Here is a 20,867-nt window from a genome sequence, read left to right as displayed (position 1 = left end):
GTTCTCAGTCATGCGTTTCCAAAATGCGCTGGCGACGGCGATTGAAGGGGAAGCCGAAACCGGCCATTAATGCGGGGACTTTGGCCCGTTTCACCTAAAGAACTCAAGGAGTTCCGTTTTGCCGGCAGGCCCCCATCTGATCGGTACCCGTGGCAGCCCGCTCGCCCTGTGGCAGGCGCGGCACGTGCGCGAGTGCCTCATGGACGCCCATAGCCTCGGCGAGGGCGATGTGGATCTGGCCGTCATCACCACCTCCGGCGACCGCATTCAGGACCAGCCCCTGCGCGATCTCGGCGGCAAGGGCCTGTTCACCAAGGAAATCGACGAGGCGCTGCTGCGCGGCGACGTGGCCCTGGCAGTCCATTCCATGAAGGACCTGCCGACCACCCTGCCCGACAGGCTGTCGATCGCCGCCGTGCTGCCGCGCGCCGACGTGCGGGATGCGTTCTTGAGCCCCAAGGCCGCGTCTCTCATGGAACTTCCGCCCGGGGCCGTGGTTGGCACCTCATCCTTGCGGCGCGGCGCCCAAGTGAAGCGGCGGCGGCCGGACCTGCGCGTTATCGACTTCCGTGGCAATGTGGAGACGCGACTCAGGAAGCTCGACGAGGGCGTCGCCGATGCAACCCTGCTGGCCATGGCCGGCCTCGATCGGTTGGGGCTCGCGTCCAAGGCGGCCTCGGCCCTGTCGGCCGACGAGATGCTGCCCGCGGTGGCGCAAGGCGCCATCGCCGTTCTGGCCCGCACCGGAGATGAGGAGACCCACGCTTTGCTGGCGCCGCTGAACGATCCGGACACCGAAACCGCGGTGACGTGCGAGCGGGCCTTCCTCGCGCGTCTCGACGGTTCCTGCCGCACGCCGATTGCCGGCCTCGCCGAGATCGCGGACGGGATTTTGCGCTTTCGCGGCTTGATCCTCTCGCCGGGCGGCGCAGAATGGCACGATATCGAAGTGACCGGCGCGGCGGCGAATGCCGAAGCGCTCGGCCGTGACGCCGGCGACGAGCTGCTTGTCCGCGCCGGCCCCAACTTTCTTGCAAGTCTGCCATGACAATGCGCGTGCTGGTGACCAGGCCTGAATTCGATGCGACCCGCGAGGCGGAGGCGCTCGCCGCGCATGGGCACGATCCCGTGCTGGCGCCGTTGCTGGCGATCGAGTTTCTGCCCGACGTGCCGCTCGATCTCGATGGCGCGCAGGCGCTCATCGTCACCAGCCGCAACGCGCTGCGGGCGCTCGAGGCGCATGAAGCCTTGCCGCAAGCGCTGGGGTTGCCGCTCTTCGCCGTCGGCGAAGCCACGGCCCGGTCGGCGCGGCGGATCGGTTTCACCGAGGTCACCATCGGCCCCGGCACCGCCGCGGGCCTGTTGCCGCTCATTCGCCAGGAGCTCCATCCCGAGAAGGGGGCGCTCGTACATGTCGCCGCCGAGGCGGTGGCCTACGATCTCAAGCCGGCGCTCGAGGAGGAAGGCTTCACCTTCCGCCGCCCCGTGCTGTATCGGTCGCATCCGGCCAGAGCGCTGCCCGACGAGATCGTCTCCGGTCTCGTCTCCGGTGACATCACCGGCGTCATCCTCCTGTCGCCGCGGACCGCCAAGACATTTGCCGCGCTTGCCGAGCGTCACGGCGTGGTAACGCAAGCGAGGAGCCTCGTTTGCTATTGCCTGTCGCAGGCGGTAGCAGAAGCGGTAACACCATTGGGTCTTGCGGTGCGCGTGGCGGCGCACCCGCGCGAGGAAGATGTCCTTGCGCTCTTGGACTCCGACGCGCCATCTTCGTGAGAGACGCGATTCTTCAGGACGTAAAGGTGATGAACTGATGGTGGGCGCCTTCGGCAAAAAGGACAACGGCCAGGACCAGGCGGGCACCCGTCCGGTGCCGACCATCGAGGGCACGGCCACCGAGGTGACCGTCGAGCCGGAGACCGCCGAAGACGTCACGGCCAAGGCGGCGGCGACCAAGGACGACGAGTCGAAGACGAACGAGTCGAACGAGGATGTCTCCGGGACGGAAGCCGAAACGGAAGAAACCGCCGCGCTGGAGCCGCCCGAGACCGAACCTGACGAGACCGAATGTCACGAGACCGCAGCGCCGCCAAAGGCTCGCGGTTCCGGCGGCGGGCGAATCCTCGGCAATCTCACCGCGGGGTTGCTCGGTGGTTTGGCCGGCGCCGGCGCGCTCGCTCTTGCCTGGGTCTATCTGCCCCAATCCATGAACAAGCAGGCGGAAGCGCCGGATCTTTCCCCGCTCGAAAGCCGCATCGCCAAGCTCGAGGGCGCACCGGCGCCCGACACCGGGGCGGCCTTGGCCGAGGAAATGTCCAAGCTCGAAGCGAAGATCGCCGCGCTCGAAGGCCAGGAAGCCAAGCTCCCGCCGGAAGTTTCCGGCCTGTCCGACCGGGTCGCCCAGATCGAAACCAGCTTCAAGGCCATGGCGGAAGCGGCCAAGGACGGCGGCTCGGTGGGCGATGCGGCGGCGATCAGCCAGCAGATCGGCGCCGCCGAGCAACGCCTGGACGGCAAGCTCGAGAGCGCGCTGGCCGAAGCCAAATCCGCGAATGCCGCGTCGCTCGAAGCGTTGCGCAAGGAGATCGCCGGGCTCGACGCCAAGCTGCGGGCGCTGGCCAACGCCGAGCTGAGCGCCGGCGAGGCGGCGCGCCTCGTGCCGGAGATCGCCGTCATCGACGAGCGGCTGTCGAAGCTCGAGGCCGGTCTCCCGGCCCTGCTCGACGCCGTGGGCGAGGAGTCCGAGGACACCAAGGCGGCCACGCAAGCGATCGCCTTCGCCAATCTGCGCGCCGCGGTCAGCGAAGGACGCCCTTACGCGACAGAGCTTGCCACCTTGGCGGCCCTATCGCCCGGTGCCGGCGATCTCGGCCGGTTGCTGGATTACGAGGACACCGGCATCCCGACGCTGCCGGAGCTTATCCGCTCATTCAAGAAGACGAGAGCCGAGCTGACGCCGGCGCCCGCCGCCGAGGGTTCGATCATCGACCGCTTCGTGGCGAGCGCGGAGTCCCTGGTGAAGGTCAAGCGCATCGACGCGGAGGCCGAGGGCGACGGACCGGACGCCGTGTTGTCGCGCGCCGAGGCGCAACTCGAGCAAGGCGATCTCGCCGCGAGCGTCGCCGAAGTCGACAAATTGCAAGGCGCGCCGCGTGCTGCGTTCGCCACCTGGCTCGACCAGGCGCGTGCGCGGCTCGGCGCCGACGACACGCTGCAACGGCTGGAGAATATCTTGCTCGTTTCCCTCGGCGGGGGCGGCGCGCGGGGCGCAGATCAAACCAACGAGCAAAATTAGCCGATGACCCGCATTCTGTTTTTCATTCTGTTCATCGTCGCGGTGGCGCTCGGGCTCGCCTGGCTCGCCGACCGGCCCGGCACCGTGACGATCGAGTGGCTCGGCTATCAGATCCAGGCCAGCGCTTTTGTCGCCTCCATCGCGGTGGTCGCGCTCGTCGCCTTCGTCATCCTCGCCTTCGCGGTGCTGCGTTATGTGTGGACGCGGCCAGCCGCCATGGCGGCCTACGTCAAGGAGAAGCGGCGCCAGCAAGGACACGAGGCGCTGTCGCGCGGGCTTCTCGCCATCGGCGTCGGTGACCGCGCGCTCGCCCAGCGCTATGCCGGCATCGCCGGGCGCAATCTGCCGCGCGAGCCGTTGACGGCGCTGCTCAAGGCGCAAGCCGCCCAGCTCAAAGGCGACAAGGCGGCGGCACGGCGCGCGTTCGAGAAGATGCTCGACCAGCCTGAGACGCAGCTTCTCGGCGTGCGCGGCCTGTTCCTCGAGGCCCAGCGCAGCAACGATGTGGACGCCGCGCGGACGCTCGCCGAGGAAGCGGTGCACCGCGATCCAAAGCTCGCATGGGGCGTCAACGCGCTGTTCGATATCCAGGCCCGTGCCGGCGATTGGGACGGCGCGCTGAACACGCTCGCCATCGCCCGTCAGAACGGCCATGTGCAGACCGACATCGCCAATCGCCGCCGGGCCGTGCTGCTGACGGCCGAAGCGCGCGAGGCCGAGGCCTTCAACCCCGACAAGGCGCTGACGCTCGCCAACGAGGCGCTGCGGCTGGCGCCGTCGCTGGTGCCGGCGGCCGAGCTTGCCGGCCGCATCTTCGCCTCCAAGGGCGAGGCCCGCGCCGCCTCGCGCCAGATCACCCGCACCTGGAAGCTGTCGCCCCATCCCGACCTCGCCGTGGCCTACGCCTTCGCCAAGCCGGGCCTGTCCCCGCGCGACCGGTTGAAGCGCGTCGAATATCTCGCCGGCCTCACGCCGAACGATCTCGAAGGCGCCATTGCCGTCGCCAACGCCGCCGTCGAGGCCCATGAGTGGCAGGTGGCCCGCGATGCGCTCGCGCCCTATGTCGAAGACCGTCCGTCGGCGCGCATCTGCACCCTGATGGCCCGCATCGAAGGCGGCGATGGCGACAAGGGCCGCGAGCGCGAATGGCTCGGACGCGCCGTGCGCGCGCCGCGCGACCGCGCCTGGATCGCTGACGGCTATGTGTCGGACCGCTGGCTGCCCGTGTCGCCGGTCTCCGCGCCGTCGATGCCTTCGAGTGGAAGGCCCCGGCCGACGCCATCGGCCGCGGCGACGAGACGCTGCTCGAGGAGCATTTGGAGCCACCGCGCGACGCGAGCGCCATGGAGCCCAAGTCCGCGCCCGGAGCCTGAGCCGGAGAGCGCCGCGCCGCCCGTGGTGGTCGATGTGACGCCGGTCGTCACTGAGGCGCGCGTGGACAAGCCGGCACTGAAGGAGTCCGCAACGCCCAAGGCCGAGGTGAAGGAGACCGCGCCGTCAAAAGATACCGCGGCGCTCAAGGACGAAGCCCTGCCGCGCGACGCGAGCGCCATGGCCCCTAAGCCCGCGCCGTCGATCTTCGTGCCCACGCGCCCGCCCGACGATCCGGGCGTGTCGCAGCCCGACCCGGACGAGAGCCCGACCTCGCTGGAGCGCCTGCGCGCGGCACAGATCCGCTGACTTCGGGTTTGCGTGCGCTCGCGGCCGGGCGACCAGCTTGCGCCATGTCGATATTGGCTTTAAGCACGGGGCCGAGGCTTTGCGCTCAGCCGTCAAGCTTCCTTTACCCGCGCCGCCTATGGTTTCCGGCGCCGGCGCCGCAATAGCTCAGTCGGTAGAGCGACGCATTCGTAATGCGTAGGTCGGGGGTTCGAATCCCTCTTGCGGCACCACAAAATTAAGGACTTAGCAGGGCAGAACCAGAACCCCACCAGGGCTTAAGTGCTATCTAAGTGCTGGGGCGCGCCACGAGATCGCTTGTAGGGCGCGGCTTAGGTTTCTTCTCCTGGCCAAAAGGGTTCGCCGCTGTTGTTCTGGATCAAGGCGGCGCTGTTTTCCATGATGTTAGCGATAATCGGTGAGTGACTCTGTTGGGACAAGCGGAGGAATTCAAACCGATGACCCTATCCGGCTTCTCGCATCCACGACCTTTCCGCGTCATCATGTGCGCGTTCTGGGCGCTGCTCGTCTCCTGCTTGTTGCCAGGAGTCGCTCTGTCACAGACATACGAATACCTCAGAAGCGAATTTAACGAAGGACCGCTGGCGAGCGTGGGCTATGGCGCCTTCGATTGGGCGTACAATACGCACGTTGCCGACTTCAACGGCTCTCTCGACATCGGGGGGTTCGCTCAGGCTGACGGCGTGGTTTCGTACCAGGCGGGTGAAGGTCCAGAGTTTCATACGATCTTGATGTGGTCGCGCCCGTATTTCGACATCAACACCCGGGAAATCAGGATGTACGCCAGCGTTGTGCACTTGCGGAAACCCAACAGCGTTCGCCTCTCCATGGTGGGCGATCCGAGCGGGGAAGCGACGGCCTATGCAGGTCGGATCGCGACCTTTAGGCAGCCGGCCAGCTGGACCCCGTTGGCCGTGGGTGGCACATATATCCTGACCGTCGGCGGCGGCGATGGCTCATCGCTCAGCGAGCCGTTTTTCGCGCGGTACTACTTCCGCCGCATCGACTGAGCGCACGCTTGGCAATTGGCTACTAAGCCTCTGTTTTGCTGAGATTAAAGGTGGTCGATTCGCCGGAATCCGTCCGCGCCGGCTAGCAGCCCGTAATGCGTAGGTCGGGGGTTCGAATCTCTTGCGGCACCACCTCCCCTTAAAAAAGGCGTGATCTCGCGACGGATTTGGCGGCAGGCCTATTGCGGCAGGCTGAACCGGTAGCCCAGGCCGAGCACGCCGGATAATTGATTCTCCGCCTCGACGACCGGGCTGTCCGCCGCGTCCCCGAGCAAGCGGCCGTAGCGCCCTCCCGCCTTCAGCAGCCAGCGGTCGGTAAGATCGACCGTCCCGCCGAGCTCGAAATAGACGTCCTTGATGCCGGCGTCGGGCGTGTAGACCGGCACACCGGCCCGCGAGCGCGCCGCCTGGCTCGCGGTCACGCCGAAATAGGTCTGCATGTATTCCTCGCTCGCGAGCGTCGTGCCGAGCCGCGCCACGACCGTCGTGCGCTCCGTGAGCTGCCGCGTCGTCTCGACGCCGAACCGCATCTCGAATCCGGATTCGTCGCCGGTGACCTTCTCGAGGATCGCCGCATCGAACTCGAAAGCACCCATGCTGAAGCCGGAATAGGCGCCGAGCACCAGTCCGCCTTCGACGTTCCCCCAACCGCGCAGCTGGTCGCCGTCATTCTGGTCGCGATCGGTGATGTAGCCGGTCACCGCGCCGAACTGGAGTCTCTCGCCGCCGAGGACCCTGATGCGGATGTCGTCGAGGCCGCGAAAGCTCACCCGCTTGCGGAATGACTTGAACGCCGAAGGATCTTCATCCGGGCTCTCGGAGAGCCGCGGAATGATGATCGGGATGGGGATATACTCGTGCTCGTCGGAGCCTTCGTATTTGGGTTTGACGATCGCCGCGGCCCCGAGGGTGACCGATCTGCCGGCCTCGGGTTCCGCTGCCGCGGGTGACGGTGAAACCACGGCGGCCGCCACGCCGGCCATCAGCACGACGCCCGCGGCCTGCCGAAACGCTCCACCACGCCAAACCAGCATTCGGAAATGTCCCCCATCACCACGGCGCGACGGTCCGCCGAACCGTGGCCGCGCCTCACGAGTCGTGGCGCGAGTGTCGCATGAGGCGGCGCAGGGCGATAGCCCGAATGTTTCTGAAATCGTCGCGTTTTCATAGGTTTAGGCGATGACGATTGCCCGTATCGCGCGTATCCTGGCCGGATGGCCGTCAGGGGTGCGCCCGGTGGCGATGGGGCCACGCCGCCTCCAGCTTGGCCTTGCTGAGCGTACCGCCGACGAAGAACAGCGCCACCGCCGCGCCGCAGACCGCCAGGACCGCATCCACCAGGAAGGCGATGGCGATGCCGTCCGCCATATGCGCGGCGCTGAGGACGATGGCGGTATTCACGCCGAGCCCGATCGAGCCGCCGGCGATCTGCGCCATGTAGACGATGGCGCCGCCGAGGCTCGCGCGTGAATCGTCGAGCGCGGTGATCGCCGCGGTGGTGATCGCCGAATAGAACAGCCCGACGCCGATCCCGAGCACGACCATGCCGAAGATCAACTCGTCGTAGACAGTGCTGGCGGTAATGCGCGACAGCAGGAACATCCCCGCCGCCAGGAACAGCGCCCCGCCGGTGACGCTCACCTTCGGCCCGAGCTTGGCGTAGAGACGTCCGGCGATGAACGACGTCGCCGCGAACGTGCCCATCATGGGCAGGAGCCCGGCGCCGGATTCGACGGCGCTGAACCCGAGCACTTTCGACATGAACTGGGGCAGATAGAGCAGGGCGGCGAAATAGAGGGCCGACATGAGCAGCGTTGCGAGACACGCGGCGGCGAAGCTCCCGTTGCGCATCACGTCGTCCGGCACGAGCGCGCGATCGCCCGCCCGGCGCTCGATGAAGAAGAACTTGGCGAGCGCAACCGCCGACATCGCGAACAGGCCGAGAATGAGCGGTGCGGTCCAGCCTTGGCGGGTGCCGAGATCGAGCGCCAGCAGAAGCGCGAAGAGCCCAATGGTGAGGACGCCCATGCCGAGATAGTCGATGCCGTCGTGGTCCTTGCGCTCTGCATCCGGCTTGACCACGAGATAGGTGATGATCACCGCGGCGATGGCGATCGGCAGGTTGAGGAAGAACACCCAGCGCCAGCCGATCGTATCGGTGAGACCGCCGCCGAGCAGCGGTCCGAAGGCGTTGCCGAATCCGCCCGCGCCCATGATCAGACCGCCGGCGAGCCCCGCCTTGCTCTTCGGCAACAGGCTGAAGGTCATGCCGAGAATGGCGGGCCACATCATCGCGCCGCCGATGCCCATGACGAAGCGGCAGGCGAGCAACATCCAGATGTCAGGCGAGAAGCCGCCGATCACCGAGAACACGGCGAAGATCGCCGCGCCGATGAAGAAGATGCGCCGGCGGCCGAACATGTCGGCGAGCCGGCCACCGGTGACGATGGCCACGCCGAACACCATGGCGTAGCCGTTGATCACCCATTGCGTGGTGTTGACGCTGGTGCCGAAGGTCTTCTCGATGGCCGGGATGGCGACGGACAGTGCGGTGAAGTCGTTAGCGACCACGAACACGGCCACGGCCATGGCGATCATGCCGAGGATTGTCGACTTGCTGAGGCCGTCTTCGCCGTCCGCCATCCCAACTCCGCGGCTGTCCTGACTCGAAAAGCAGTCTCGCACAGCGCTTTCGGGCAGGCCACCCGGGGGCGGGACGCCACGCCGCGGCGTCAGCCGACGATGTGGTAACCCCCATCGATGTAATGGATGCCGCCGGTAATGTGGGCGGCCTGTCTGCTCGCAAGGAACGCGGCGAAGGCGGCGACATCCTCGCTGGTGACGAGTTGGTGGATCGGCGCCCGATCCGCTGCTTCCTTCATGAGATCTTCGAAATGCGAGATGCCGGATGCCGCGCGGGTCTTGAGCGGTCCGGGCGACAGCGCATGCACCCGGATGCCCCTTCGGGCCGAGCTCGCTGCCATATATCGCGTTGCCGATTCCAGGGCGGCTTTGACCGGTCCCATGATGTTGTAATGCTCCACGACCTTGCCCGCGCCGACATATGAGATTGTCATGCAGGTGCCGCCCGCGCGCATCAGAGGTGCGGCGCCCTTCACCATGCGAATGAAGGAATAGGCTGAGATATCCATGGCCGTGAGGAAGCCGTCGCGCGAACAATCCACCACAGGTGCATGAAGGTCCTGCTTGGGACAGAACGCGACGGCATGGAGGCAGATATCGATGTGCCCCCACGCCTGGCGAATGCGATCGAACACGGCCTCGTATTGCCCATCGTCCCGGACGTCTAACGGCAGAATGAGTGCTGATGCGAGCTTCTCGGCCGCCGGCCGCACATGGGGCTCCGCCTTCTCGTTCTGATAGGTGACAGCAAGCTCGGCGCCCTGGTCGCGGAAGGCCCGCGCACAGCCGAACGCAATCGACTCCTCGTTGGCGATGCCGATCACCAGCGCTTTTTTCCCGGCGAGAGAGAACAAGGCCTCGGTCCTCCTTTGCGATGGAAACTACCGGCGCACTGTGACAGTTCGGATGAAAGCGCCGGGGACATCCCGGTCAGATCGTCGCGGGCGCGAGCCCACGCGATGCAACGATCCGCGCCCGAGACGGTTGGTTTTCTGTACATTGACGGGGCAGAAGAGGAGACGAGAGCGTGAAAGAGGGCAGTTCCCGTAAGGTCATCTACGCCGCGCTTGGGGCGAACACGCTCATCGCCATCAGCAAGTTCGTGGCCGCCTACATCACCGGTTCATCGGCGATGATGTCGGAGGGCGTGCATTCGGTCGTCGACACGGGCAATCAGGGCTTGCTGCTGCTCGGCATGCGGCGCGCCAAGAAGCCCGCCGACGCCGCCCACCCGTTCGGCTACGGCGCGGAGATCTTCTTCTGGGCCTTCGTCGTCGCCATTCTGATCTTCGCCGTGGGCGCCGGCATCTCGTTCTACGAGGCGTCTACAAGCTCCTCAATCCGCATCCGATCACCAATCCCCTCATCAACTACATTGTGCTCGCCGGCGCCTTCGTCTTCGAGGGCGCGGCTGGGGCATTGCCTATAAGGAGTTCCGCAAGGCGCAGGGTTCAAGGCGGCCGTTTCAGCTGATGCGGGCCGTCCGCCAGTCCAAGGACCCGGCCACCTTCACCGTGCTGTTCGAGGACAGCGCCGCCATGCTCGGGCTCATCGTCGCCGCCGCGGGCGTGGGCGCCGCCTATTCGCTCGGCCTCGAATGGGCCGACGGCGCTGCCTCAATTGCAATCGGCTGCATCTTGGCTGGGGCGGCGGTCCTGCTGGCGCGGGAGACGAAGGGGCTCCTGATCGGCGAGGCCGCCAGCCGCACCGTGGTCAACGGCATCCGCCGGATCATCGCCGATGCGCCGGATATTCTGCACATCAACGAGATGCGCACCATGCATCTCGCGCCGCACGAGATCCTGCTGGCGCTCAGCGTCGACTTTGCCGACGGCATCTCATCCCAAAGGGTCGAGAAGGCGGTCAGTCAGCTTGAGGGGAAGATCAAGGAGCGCTACCCCGAGGTCCGGCGCGTGTTCATCGAGGTCCAGGCCAAGCATGACGGCATGGCCCATAAACCGGCCTAGGCGGTTCGGCTACTCCTCGTCGATCTCCACGTCCGAGGTCAGCTCCTGGTCCGCTTCCTCCGTCGGCTGACGGGTAAAGTCCTTGAGCGTGCCGATCTCCTGCGAGTCCCGGGCGAAGGCCACGTCGCTCAGCAAGTAGACGGTGATGAGCTCCGCCAGCGATCGCAGCGCATGAATGTGGATGCGCTCCCAGCCGTGGGAGGCATCGATGCCGAAACAGATCAGCGCCGTGCGCACGTCATGGCCGGCCTCGATCGCCGAGGCCACGTCCGACCGGTAGTGGCGGAACACGTCGCGCTGGTGGATGATCTCGTTCTCGACGCAGAGCTTCACCAGCTTGCGCGTCAGGTGGTAGTCGAACGGACCGTTCTGGTCGGCCATGGAGATGGTCACGCCGAACTCGGCGCTGTTTTGGCCCGGCGCCGACGTGCCGTTATCGACGGCGATCAGCGAGGCCACGTCCTCGGTCAGAATGTTGGCGCCCCGACGCCCACCTCTTCCTCGATGGTGAACAGGAAATAGACATCGACGGGCAGTTCCTCCTTGGCCGAGACCAGCGCTTCGAGCGCGGCGAACATCACGGCCACGCCGGCCTTGTCATCGAGATGGCGTGAGCAAATGAAGCCGTTGTCGAGGAACTCGGGCTGGGGATCGATTGCGACGATGTCGCCCACATCGATGCCGAGCTTGCGTGCCTCGTCGACATTGGACGACCTGGCATCGACGCGGATCTCGACATACTCCCAGCCGCAAGGCTGATCGTCGACGTCGTCGCCATAGGTGTGACCCGAAGCCTTGAGCGGCAGGATCGTGCCGCGATAGCTGCCCGCTTCGGTAAAGATCGTGCAGCGCGCCCCTTCGGCGAAGCGGGCGCTCCAGTGCCCGATCGGCACCACGGCGAGCCGGCCGTTCTCCTTGATCTGCTTTACCTGCGCGCCGAGCGTATCGAGGTGGGCGGCGACCGCTCGGGCGGGGCGCCGCTCCTTGCCGCGCAGGATCGCCCGTATGGCGCCGCGCCGGGTCACCTCGAAAGGGACCCCGAGCCGGTCGAGCTCGGCGCCGCAATACTGCACGACATTGTCCGTGTAGCTCGTGGGGCTCGGAATCCCGAGCAGCTCCTCGAGCCGCCGGCCAGATAGTCGAGATCGATATGCAACATGGTCATCGGAAGACCTTCCCGAGGGAGAGATTAAGGCACGCCAAGCGCTCCCGCGAGGGGCGCCGAGTAGAGGGGTAATATGATGCGCGCTAGATTTGAAGCGCTTCGCGCACGGCGGCGGGCATTGACTGGGGAAATAGCAGGTCAACGAAGCGCTCTGCTGTCGGCTGCGGCTCGTGATTGGCCAGGCCGGGACGTTCGTTCGCCTCGATAAACCAGTAATCCGGCTCCGTCGGCGTCTTGACGATGAAATCGATTCCGGTGACCGGAATTTCGATTGCCCGGGCGGCCTGCACGGCGGCCTCGATCAGGGTCCGGTGGAGAATGCCGGTAACGTCGTGGATCGTGCCCCCGGTATGCAGGTTCGCGGTCTTGCGAACGACCATATATTTGTCGGCCGGCGGCACGTCATCGAGCGAGAAGCCCGCCTCGGCCACGCAGCGCTCGGTCTCGGCATCGAGTGGGATTTGCGACTCGCCCCCCGTGGCGGCAGCCCGGCGCCGCGACTGGTGCTCGATCAGGTCGCGCACGGTCGACCGGCCATTGCCGATGACGGCGGCGGGCTTGCGAATGGCGGCGGCCACGACGCGATAGTCGATGACGATGATGCGCAGGTCGGAGCCCTGGACGAACTCCTCGACGATCACCTCGTTGCAGAGCTTGCGCGCCGTCTCGATCGCGGTCTGGGTCTCGCTCCAATCCTTGAGGCCGACGGCAACGCCCTTGCCTTGCTCGCCGCGTGCCGGCTTCACCACCACCGACTCATGCGCCTCGACGAAGGCGCGAGTCTTCTCCTCGTCGTCGGCGCTGACCTGCTGCGGCACGTTCACGTTCGCCGCTTTGACGATCCGGCGCGTCACGCGCTTGTCATCGCAGATGCTCATGGCGATCGCCGTGGTAAGCGCCGTGAGGCTCTCGCGGCATACGATGGAGCGTCCGCCGTAGGTCAGGCGGAAGAAGCCGCCCTCCGCGTCGATGATCTCGACGCCGATGCCGCGCCGCCGCGCCTCCGAGATGATGATCTTCGCGTAGGGATTGAGGGCCTCGCCGTCGAACGGCTCCTCGGTGAACAGAGACTCGTTGATGACGTTCTTGCGTTTGATGGTGAAGGTCGGCAGCCGCACGAAGCCGAGCTTCTCGTAAAGGCCGATGGCCTGCTCGTTGTCGTGGATGACCGACAGATCGAGAAAGGCCGCGCCGCGCTCCTGAAAATGCTCCGCCAGGCGCTGCACCAGGGCCACGCCGATGCCGGGCAGCGTCGCTTGCGGGTCGACCGCCAGGCACCACAGCGAGGAGCCGTGCTCGCGATCGCCGAAGGCGGCGGTATGGTCGACGCCGGTGATGGTGCCGACGATGCCGCCGGTGGCTTCGTCCTCGGCGACGAAATAGGTGATCGCCCGGCTGTCCCGCCGTGACCAGAAGAAGTCCGGCGCCACGGTGACCATGCCGCGCGAGGCATAGATGCGATTGACCTCCTCGGCATCCTGCACCGAGCTCAGGCGCCGGATATAGAAGCCGCGCGGAGCCTCCTTGGCGGGCTTGTAGGTGGCGAGGTTCAGCCGGTAAGTGTGCGACGGGTCGAGGAACAGCTCCTGCGGCGCGGCGGCGAGCACCACATGCGGGTCGCTGATATAAAAGGCGATGTCGCGACGGCCAGGCCCTTCGGCGCGGATGCATTTCGCCAGCTCGGACGCTTTCTCGAAGGTCTGCCCGAACAGAAGCCGTCCCCAGCCGCAATCGAGCGCCACGTTCTTCTTCTCGACCGCCATGCCGGAATGAGAGACTCCGATTTGGCCGCCAGCACGTGAGGCGCAGGGCCGGCGGCCTCGTCCGACCCCGTCTTGTGCTTCTCGATGCTCATTGCCATGCCTAGATGTTGTGGGCTTGAAGCCACAGTTCCAGTAACGCGCATTGCCACAGCTCGGATCCGCGCAACGGTGTGATGTGCGATTTCGGATCGTCGAACAGGGCCCCGAGATACTCCGATTTGAACAAGGCGCGGTCACGTGCGGCTTGCGAGGTCAGCGCGTCGCGCGTCATCTCCAGCACCGGCCCGTCGATATATTTCAGCGCCGGCACCGGGAAATAGCCTTTGGGGCGGTCGATCACGTCCGAGGGGATGACGTCGCGCGCCACGTCCTTCAGTACGCCCTTGCCGCCGTCCTTCAGTTTCAGCTCGGGCGGCACGCGCGCGGCAAGCTCGACGAGCTCATGGTCGAGAAACGGCACGCGGGCCTCGAGCCCCCAGGCCATGGTCATGTTGTCGACCCGCTTCACCGGATCGTCGACCAGCATCACCGTGGTATCGATGCGAAGTGCGCGGTCGAGCGGCGTCTCGGCGCGGGCCCGGGTGATATGCGCCTCGACGAAAACGCGCCGGCTCGTCGTCCTCGGCCATCCACGTGTCCGACAGATGCCGGCCGAGCTTCCCGCGGTCGCGGTCGAAGAACAGCGCCTTGTAGTCGGTGAGGATATCGTTCGAGTTCTCGAGCTTGGGATACCAATGATAGCCGGCGAACACCTCGTCGCGCCTTGGCCGCTCTGCACGACCTTGACGTGCTTCGCCACCTCCCGCGACAGCAGATAGAAGCCGACATTGTCGTAGGACACCATGGGCTCCGACATGGCCGCGATCGTGTCGGGTAGCGCGTTGAGCATGCTCGTCGTCGGGATCATGATCTTGGTGTGGTCGGTGTCGAAATGCTCGGCGATGATGTCGGAATATTTGAACTCGTCGCCCGCCTCGCCGTGCGCCGCCTCGAAGCCGATGGAAAAGGTCTTGAGATGCTTCTGGCCGGCCTCCGCCAGCAGTCCGACGATGAGGCTCGAATCGACGCCGCCGGAGAGCAGCACGCCGACCGGCACGTCGGCGATCATGCGCCGGTCGACCGCACTGCGCAGCGCCGTGCCGACGCGGTCTTTCCATACGCCGTGATCCAGCGTCAGATCCTCGCTCGACCGCTCGAACTGAAGCTCCCAATAGACGCTGTCCTTGATGCGCCCGTCCGGTTCGACGATGCGCAAGGTCGCCGGCGGCAGCTTGCGCACGCCTCGTAGGATCGTGTGCGGCGGCGGCACCACCGCGTGGAAGGTCATGTAATGGGCGAGACCCACCGGATCGAGCGCGGTGTCCACGCCGCCCCCGGCGACGAGGGCGGGGAGGGTGGAGGCGAAGCGCAGGCGCGTAGCGTCTTGCGTGTAATAGAGCGGCTTGATGCCGAGCCGGTCGCGGCACATGGCGACCCGGCCCGTGTCGCGCTCGTGGATCACGAAGGCGAACATGCCGTTGAACCGCTTGGGGGCCTCATGCCCCCAAGCATGCCAAGCCTTGAGGATGACCTCGGTGTCGCTGGTCGAGAAGAAGCGGTAGCCGCGGCCCTCGAGCTCGGCGCGCAGCTCCTTGTGATTGTAGATGCAGCCGTTGAAGGCGAGCGTCAGGCCGAGCTCGGAATCGACCATCGGCTGCTGGCCGCGCGCCGACAGGTCGATGATCTGAAGCCGCCGGTGGCCGAGGGCGACGCGGCCGCGGGCGACGATGCCCTCGGCGTCGGGACCGCGAGGCGCCATCGAGCAGGTCATGGCGCTGATGGCTTCTACTGACGCTGGCGAGCCGTCGAAAGTAACCTCGCCGCACAAACCGCACATACTTTAGAGCCTCTGGTGAGTTGTTCGGGCCACTCGCGCGTGCAAACACCAAGATACGAGCAAGATTGGGGCCGATTTTCGTGTGGCGTCACGCAGACCCGCGCCGCAGTTCCAGCGCCATAGATTCGAGCTGAAGTGTGATGTTATTGCACCGATGACAGCATCAATCAAATTTTGGGCACGAGTAAGACTGCGGGAAATCCGCGCATATGCCTAATATGGGGGCAACCTTGCGATGAAAACTCCCCGCTGACGCTCGTTGTTCCGGCGGAGGGTGTGTCGCGCGGGCCGCGGCCTGTCGCGAAACGTGTCGCAAGCCCTGGAAGCGCCCCGATTTTGCGATACATCAGCCCGCTCCGGAATTTCCTTAGGGATTTCAGGGTGACTGTTGGGACCCCCAAGCACTACCCTTGGGGATCGAGGGGACCAGGGGATGCGCGGACGACCCCCAGTTGTAGGCCTGCGTGCTGTGGTTATGGCGATGATGCTGGCGGCGCTGCCTTCCGGGGCGGTGCTGGCCGAGCAGATTCGGCCCGCGCTCCCTGGCGTGGGCGCTAAGCCCAAGGGCATCTACAAGGCCCGGCGCCCCTTCCGGCCAACCCTTCCCCAGCGCAATCCGACACGTGTGTCGGCCGACATCACGGCAAGCATCAAGGTCGACGCCACGGAATCGCCGCTGTCGTCGAGCGGTGCGGCGGCGTCTGGCATGGCCGGCGCGACGGCCGTGGCCACTGTGGCGGTCGCCGGCGAAGACATCCCGGTCCAAGAGCCGGTCCAAGTTGCGGCCGCCGGGGCGGCGAGCCCGCCCGAGACGCCGCCCGAGACCACTGCCGCGCTTGCCGCCGACGGCGACACCGCGCCGGCGGATACCGCGAGCGATGCGGAGGGGACCGCGAACTCCGACACCGACGCCGAAGCCGCCTCGTCCGTCGAGACGCCGCCCGCTGAGGAAGGGCCGTCGGCCGATGCCGCCGACGCATCCGATGACGCGCCCGCCAAGGATGAGGCGGCCGCAAAGACCGGCGACGACGCGGACGTGGCCGACAAGACGAACGAGACCGCCGCGACCGAGCCCGAAGAGGCGCCTGCCGACGACGCGACGGAGCAAGCCGCCACGTCCGACGAGCAGGCGTCCGAGCCGGCGGACGATGCGGAGGCAACGAAGCCCGAAGCCGACACGCCGGAGTCCGTGGACAATGCGGCGAGCGACGCCGAGGCGCCTGAGGAGACCGGCGCCGTGGCTGCCACCGCGCCGGAACAGGCGGCTGACGATTCGACGGACCAGGCGCTCGCCGTGACCGAGCCACCAAAAGAGACTCCGCGCCTGGAGGCCGAGGCCGATCCGTCACCGCCGAAAGAGACCGCGCGTCTCGCGGCCGAGCCCACCGAGGCGGAGGCCGAGCCGCCTGCCGAAGCGGCGGAAGCCGAACAAGCCGCCGCGCCCAACCCCGAAGACGAGCCCGAACCCGAAGACAAGCCCGAGCCCAAGGCGGTCGAGCCGGAGCCCGAGGTAGTCGAGGCGAATCCGGTCAAGGCCTTGGTGCCGTCCCATGACGCGACGGTGGTGCTCGAGGTCCTGCCGCCGCCGGCCAAGACTGCAGCGGAGCCGGCGCCGCCGGAGTCCGAGACACCGGACGACGATGCCCCGATCGAGTTGGCGGCCGTCACGCCGCCGAGCGAGCCGGAACCCGCGCCCGCCATTCCGGCCGTGGAGGAGACCCCCACCGACGCGGACGACGAGGCTACGGAGGCGCAAGCCAAGCCCGACAGCGAGGAGGCGGCGCCGGCCAAGCCTGCCGGCGAGGCGGAAGAGCCCGCCGCTGAGGCTGAAGAGCCCGCCGCTGAGGCGGAAGAGCCTACCGCCGAGGCGGCGTCTGACGAGCCACCGTCCGAAGAGACGCCGGCCGCCGAAACGGCGGACGACACCGCGCCCGATGCGGCGGCGGATGCCTCGGAGGCAGAGGCCTCACCGGAGGTTGTCGTGGAGGCCGCGCCGCCGCCGCCGCCGCCGGCCCATCCTGTCGTTGCCGCCGTCCGCGCCAAGCTCGCCGATCCCGGCTTCCGCAAAGGCTTCAACGCGGCCACGCTGGAAGGGCTCGAGACATTCTATGGCGCCCGCGAGGAGCCGCCTTTGTGGATCACCGATGACGGCTTCTCGCCCAAGGCGAAGGCGCTCATCGCCGAGATCGGCAAGGCCGACGATTGGGGGCTCAATGCCCGCGATTTCGACGTGCCGAAGGCCGATGCTGCCCCGTCGACGGAAGACGAGCAAGCCGCGGCCGAGCTCGATCTCACCATGGCCGTGCTGAAATATGCCCGCTACGCCCAAGGCGGCGCGCGCTCGCCGTCGAGCTTCAGCCCGCTGTTCGATCAGAACCCTGAGCAGCGCGGCACCAAGACGCTCCTCACCGAGATCGCCGCAGCACCCGTGCCGGCCGACTATCTGACGTCGCTGCATCCCCAGCACGAGCAGTTCAAGCGGCTGCGCGCCGCGTTGGTGAAGGCGCGCGCCCGCGCCGCCGCCAATGGAAAGAATCCCCGCAGCGACGGCGAAGTGCAGTTGCTCGTGATCAACATGGAGCGCTGGCGCTGGCTCCCGCGCAATCTCGGCAGCTACCACGTGTGGAACAATGTCCCTGAGTTCACGTCCGCGTCATGAAGGGCGGCAAGCCGATCTATGTGGAGAAGACCATTGTCGGTCAGGACAAATACGCCACCCCGTTCTTCTCCGCGCCGATGCGCAACATCGTGGTCCATCCGAACTGGACCGTGCCGCCGACCATCGTGAAGGAGGATCTGGCGCCGAAGCTCCAGGCGCCGCGTGGCATCTTCGGTCCCTCCAAGACGGACACCTTGCGGCGCTTTGGCTTGAGCGTGAGCTACAAGGGCGAGCCGGTCGATGCCGACAGCGTCGACTGGGCGAATGTCAACATTCACACCTACACCTTCACCCAGGATCCGGGGCCGACCAACGTGCTCGGCAAGTTCAAGTTCAATTTCCCCAACCGTCACGCCATCTACATGCACGACACGGTGCAGCCGGAGTTGTTCTCCGAGCGGGTGCGCACGCTGAGCCATGGCTGCATCCGCGTGCACGAGCCCGACCGCTTCGCCGCCTTGCTCCTCGCCGAGGACAAGGGCTGGTCCTATGGGCAAGTCCAGCGCCTCGTCGCCAAGGACTCCAGCACGGTGGTCGGGCTGAACCGCAAGGTGCCCGTGCATTTGACCTATTTCACCGCGACCATCGACGAGAATGGCGGGCTCAACCGGTTCGCCGACATCTACGGCATCGACAATCGCATGGCCGCGAAGCTGTTCGAGAATCCGGCGAGGTTCCCGGTTCCGTCGACGCCGGCATTGGTCGAGCAATCGAGGTCTGGCGATCAGGACCGGTCGGCGCGGCGCCGTGGTGGCGGGGGCGGTTTAGACGATTTGATCTCGGGACTGTTCGGCAACTAAGGGGAGGTAGTCCGGCGCTTGCTGCTCAGGCCTCTGCCGCGCCGGCTTCGAGCGCCGCGAGGATCGAGCGGGCGAACGCCGTGAGCGACGGATCGCGCGCGCCCATTACCAACACCAGATCGCCGTCTCTCGCTTCCTCGGCGACGCGCTTGACGAGCCAGTCCCGCGAGGTTGCGAACTCGGCACGCGTGCCGCGCGCCGCGATCTCGTTGACGATCTCCGCCGCCGAGAAGTCGCGGGTCGCCGTGCCGCCTGCATAGAAGATTTCGAGCATCCACAGCCGGTCGCCCTCGCCGAGCTCGCGGGCGAAGGTGGTGATGAAATCCTGGCGCAAGAACCGCGTCGGTCCGTAGCCGTGTGGCTGATAGATCGCCAGCACGCGCTTTGCCCGCAGCTTCGCCGTCCGGATCGCCGCGGCGATCTTCTCCGCGTTATGTGCGAAGTCGTCCACCACCTCGATGCCGCGCGCGGTGCCGATGGTTTGAAAACGCCGCCCGATGCCTGAGAAGCGCGTCAGCGGTTCCGCCATGTCGGCGAAGGGTACGCCGACCGCGTGCGCGGCGGCGATCGCGGCAAGCGCGTTCGCCACGTTGTGCTCGCCGGCAACCGGCAACGTGAAGACCGTATCGGCGACGCGGAAGCGGCTCTGCTCCGGTCCGAGCTCCACGTCCTCGCCGCGCACATCGGCGCGCGCCGTGAGACCGAAGCGCAAGGCGCCGCCGGCAAATTGATCGAGATTCTCCTGATCGCCGACGACCAGCGCCTCGCGCGTGCGTGCCCGCAAGGTCGCGAACATCGCCGCCACCTCGTCCATCTCCTTATGGTCGCGCTGGAGATTGAGGATCACGCCGATGGACGGCGCGTAGCGCACGAGCGAGCCGTCGCTCTCGTCCGCCTCCACCACGAGAAGGTCGGAGCCGCCCGCATAGGCGTTTCCGGGCAGGCCTTCGGCTTGCAGGAGCGGCAGGTCGCCGCCGGTGATGACGGACGGGTCGCGGCCCGCGCCCCGCAGGATCTCGAAGATCATGCCGGTGACCGTCGACTTGCCGCTCGTCCCCGTCACGGCGATGGAGCGGTGCTCGGCCACAAAATAGGCGAGCATCTCCGAGCGGTGGATGATCGGCACACCTTTCGCCTTGGCCGCGGCATAGTCCGGCACCTGCTCCTCGACCGCGGTCGACACCACGAGCGCCGCGCAATCCTCGCCGATGCCGCTGCCGTCCTGGGGCAGCACGGCGATGCCCAGCGCCTCGAATTGCGCGCGCAAGGCACCGCGCTCGCCGTGATCGAAGGCGCGGTCGCTGCCGCTCACCGTTCCGCCCGTCATCGCCTGGAACTGGGCGATCGCGCTCATGCCCGAGCCGCCGAGCCCCGCATAATGGAAGCGGCCGGATTTTGGATCGGGGATGGCGCGGGTCTCGGTCGAGGCAATGAGCACGAGGTCTCCTTCGTGGGTGGCGTCGAACAGCGCGCGGATATCGGTGTTCGCAAGACGCACACAGCCGCACGACATCGGCCGTCCGAGCAGATCCTCGTGATTGGTGCCGTGAAGATAGATGTAGCGTTCGAGCGAGTCGTAACCGGGTCCGCGATTTATGCCGTCCTCGAGCCCTTCGAGCGTGAGAATGCGCGTCAGGATGAGATCATCGCCACATATGTCCCCAGACGCGCCGCCGGTCCAGGTCTCGCCGGTCGGCTCGCGGGACACGAACACGGTCCCGGGCGCGGCGTCCGCGCCGATCAGCGCGTGGATGCGGTGCCAGCCGGGCGGCGTCTTGAACGAGTTCTCCTCGCCGCCGATGCCGTTGCGGGCGGTCGACACCGGCCATGCGGCAACGGCGCGCCCGGCATCGAGCCATGTGGCGGTCTGCCGTTCCACATCGACCACGAGCAGGCGGTCCGGCAGAGCAGGCGGTGCGCCTGGGCGAGACAGGGCGGCCTGCGCCAGATCGAGTGCGCGGTGGGATTTGGGGTCGGAGGGCTGGGTCACGCGGCGCACTCTGCCACAA

15 protein-coding genes, 1 tRNA gene and 1 pseudogene are annotated in these 20,867 nt (G+C 66.8%); 10 read left to right on the top strand and 7 right to left on the bottom strand.

What is annotated here, in order from left to right:
- The first annotated feature begins 118 nt into the window (after positions 1-118).
- The 6 genes from hemC (at position 119) to AUC69_RS00435 (ending at position 5,985) form a co-directional block, all read left to right on the top strand.
- A complete protein-coding gene (gene hemC, locus AUC69_RS00460; protein WP_069440409.1) occupies positions 119-1,048 on the top strand; it encodes a hydroxymethylbilane synthase in 930 nt (309 codons plus the stop codon).
- Positions 1,045-1,776: a uroporphyrinogen-III synthase gene (locus AUC69_RS00455; RefSeq protein WP_083238943.1), complete on the top strand. Its 732-nt coding sequence runs from the start codon at positions 1,045-1,047 to the stop codon at positions 1,774-1,776. The genes hemC and AUC69_RS00455 overlap by 4 nt, the downstream gene beginning before the upstream one ends.
- A 37-nt stretch (positions 1,777-1,813) precedes the next feature.
- Positions 1,814-3,295, top strand: coding sequence for a COG4223 family protein (locus AUC69_RS00450; RefSeq protein WP_069440407.1), 1,482 nt, complete (start codon positions 1,814-1,816; stop codon positions 3,293-3,295).
- A 3-nt stretch (positions 3,296-3,298) separates the two neighbouring features.
- A complete protein-coding gene (locus AUC69_RS00445; protein ID WP_069440406.1) occupies positions 3,299-4,975 on the top strand; it encodes a heme biosynthesis HemY N-terminal domain-containing protein in 1,677 nt (558 codons plus the stop codon).
- 136 nt (positions 4,976-5,111) lie between these two features.
- Positions 5,112-5,187 (top strand) — tRNA-Thr (locus AUC69_RS00440).
- A 225-nt stretch (positions 5,188-5,412) separates the two neighbouring features.
- Positions 5,413-5,985 (top strand): hypothetical protein, encoded by a 573-nt coding sequence (locus AUC69_RS00435; protein WP_141700506.1) that lies wholly within the window; start codon positions 5,413-5,415, stop codon positions 5,983-5,985.
- A gap of 179 nt (positions 5,986-6,164) precedes the next feature.
- On the opposite strand, the gene AUC69_RS00430 is transcribed toward AUC69_RS00435, so the two are convergent.
- The 3 genes from AUC69_RS00430 to fabI form a co-directional block, all read right to left on the bottom strand.
- Positions 6,165-7,019 (bottom strand): MipA/OmpV family protein, encoded by an 855-nt coding sequence (locus AUC69_RS00430; protein WP_069440404.1) that lies wholly within the window; start codon positions 7,017-7,019, stop codon positions 6,165-6,167.
- Between the two features lie 187 nt (positions 7,020-7,206).
- Positions 7,207-8,628: a DHA2 family efflux MFS transporter permease subunit gene (locus AUC69_RS00425; RefSeq protein ID WP_069440403.1), complete on the bottom strand. Its 1,422-nt coding sequence runs from the start codon at positions 8,626-8,628 to the stop codon at positions 7,207-7,209.
- A gap of 89 nt (positions 8,629-8,717) precedes the next feature.
- A complete protein-coding gene (fabI, locus tag AUC69_RS00420; protein WP_069440402.1) occupies positions 8,718-9,482 on the bottom strand; it encodes an enoyl-ACP reductase FabI in 765 nt (254 codons plus the stop codon).
- 173 nt (positions 9,483-9,655) lie between these two features.
- Here fabI and AUC69_RS19190 point away from each other — a divergent pair, with 173 nt between their 5' ends.
- Together AUC69_RS19190 and AUC69_RS19185 are read left to right on the top strand one after the other, a co-directional pair.
- A complete protein-coding gene (locus tag AUC69_RS19190) occupies positions 9,656-10,057 on the top strand; it encodes a cation diffusion facilitator family transporter (RefSeq protein WP_342018466.1) in 402 nt (133 codons plus the stop codon).
- Positions 10,058-10,100: 43 nt separating this feature from the next.
- Positions 10,101-10,595, top strand: a complete 495-nt coding sequence (locus tag AUC69_RS19185) for a cation diffusion facilitator family transporter (protein WP_342018465.1) — start codon at positions 10,101-10,103, stop codon at positions 10,593-10,595.
- A gap of 9 nt (positions 10,596-10,604) precedes the next feature.
- Here AUC69_RS19185 and AUC69_RS00410 read toward each other — a convergent pair.
- The 3 genes and pseudogenes from AUC69_RS00410 to AUC69_RS00400 all read right to left on the bottom strand — a co-directional run bounded on the left by AUC69_RS00410 (position 10,605) and on the right by AUC69_RS00400 (position 15,399).
- Positions 10,605-11,760, bottom strand: a pseudogene (locus AUC69_RS00410) (osmoprotectant NAGGN system M42 family peptidase).
- A gap of 83 nt (positions 11,761-11,843) precedes the next feature.
- Positions 11,844-13,523, bottom strand: coding sequence for an N-acetylglutaminylglutamine synthetase (gene ngg, locus AUC69_RS00405; RefSeq protein ID WP_069440401.1), 1,680 nt, complete (start codon positions 13,521-13,523; stop codon positions 11,844-11,846).
- Between the two features lie 100 nt (positions 13,524-13,623).
- Positions 13,624-15,399 (bottom strand): N-acetylglutaminylglutamine amidotransferase, encoded by a 1,776-nt coding sequence (locus tag AUC69_RS00400; RefSeq protein ID WP_244500018.1) that lies wholly within the window; start codon positions 15,397-15,399, stop codon positions 13,624-13,626.
- 433 nt (positions 15,400-15,832) lie between these two features.
- Between AUC69_RS00400 and AUC69_RS00395 the strand changes: the two genes are divergently transcribed.
- Entirely contained in the window at positions 15,833-18,058 is a 2,226-nt protein-coding gene (locus AUC69_RS00395) for a L,D-transpeptidase scaffold domain-containing protein (RefSeq protein ID WP_141700505.1), read from the top strand.
- Positions 18,055-18,858: a L,D-transpeptidase family protein gene (locus AUC69_RS00390; protein ID WP_069440399.1), complete on the top strand. Its 804-nt coding sequence runs from the start codon at positions 18,055-18,057 to the stop codon at positions 18,856-18,858. Before AUC69_RS00395 ends, AUC69_RS00390 begins: the two co-directional genes overlap by 4 nt.
- 25 nt (positions 18,859-18,883) lie before the next feature.
- Here the strand turns inward: AUC69_RS00390 and AUC69_RS00385 are convergent, their stop codons facing one another.
- On the bottom strand, positions 18,884-20,848 hold the full coding sequence (locus tag AUC69_RS00385) for a glutamate ligase domain-containing protein (protein ID WP_158007964.1): 1,965 nt from the start codon (positions 20,846-20,848) through the stop codon (positions 18,884-18,886).
- Between the last annotated feature and the right edge of the window lie 19 nt (positions 20,849-20,867).

Source organism: Methyloceanibacter superfactus, assembly GCF_001723305.1.
GTDB classification, from domain to species: domain Bacteria; phylum Pseudomonadota; class Alphaproteobacteria; order Rhizobiales; family Methyloligellaceae; genus Methyloceanibacter; species Methyloceanibacter superfactus.
This window is presented reverse-complemented; position numbering and strand designations above follow the sequence as displayed.

Coding starts and splice junctions, on each gene's coding strand:
- AUC69_RS00390 (WP_069440399.1), top strand. CDS start 18,055: ATGAAGGGCGGCAAGCCGATCTATGTGGAGAAGACCATTGTCGGTCAG.
- AUC69_RS00395 (WP_141700505.1), top strand. CDS start 15,833: ATGCGCGGACGACCCCCAGTTGTAGGCCTGCGTGCTGTGGTTATGGCG.
- AUC69_RS00455 (WP_083238943.1), top strand. CDS start 1,045: ATGACAATGCGCGTGCTGGTGACCAGGCCTGAATTCGATGCGACCCGC.
- ngg (WP_069440401.1), bottom strand. CDS start 13,523: ATGGCGGTCGAGAAGAAGAACGTGGCGCTCGATTGCGGCTGGGGACGG.
- AUC69_RS19185 (WP_342018465.1), top strand. CDS start 10,101: ATGCGGGCCGTCCGCCAGTCCAAGGACCCGGCCACCTTCACCGTGCTG.
- AUC69_RS00425 (WP_069440403.1), bottom strand. CDS start 8,628: ATGGCGGACGGCGAAGACGGCCTCAGCAAGTCGACAATCCTCGGCATG.
- AUC69_RS00400 (WP_244500018.1), bottom strand. CDS start 15,399: ATGTGCGGTTTGTGCGGCGAGGTTACTTTCGACGGCTCGCCAGCGTCA.
- AUC69_RS00450 (WP_069440407.1), top strand. CDS start 1,814: ATGGTGGGCGCCTTCGGCAAAAAGGACAACGGCCAGGACCAGGCGGGC.
- AUC69_RS00430 (WP_069440404.1), bottom strand. CDS start 7,019: ATGCTGGTTTGGCGTGGTGGAGCGTTTCGGCAGGCCGCGGGCGTCGTG.
- AUC69_RS00435 (WP_141700506.1), top strand. CDS start 5,413: ATGACCCTATCCGGCTTCTCGCATCCACGACCTTTCCGCGTCATCATG.
- AUC69_RS00445 (WP_069440406.1), top strand. CDS start 3,299: ATGACCCGCATTCTGTTTTTCATTCTGTTCATCGTCGCGGTGGCGCTC.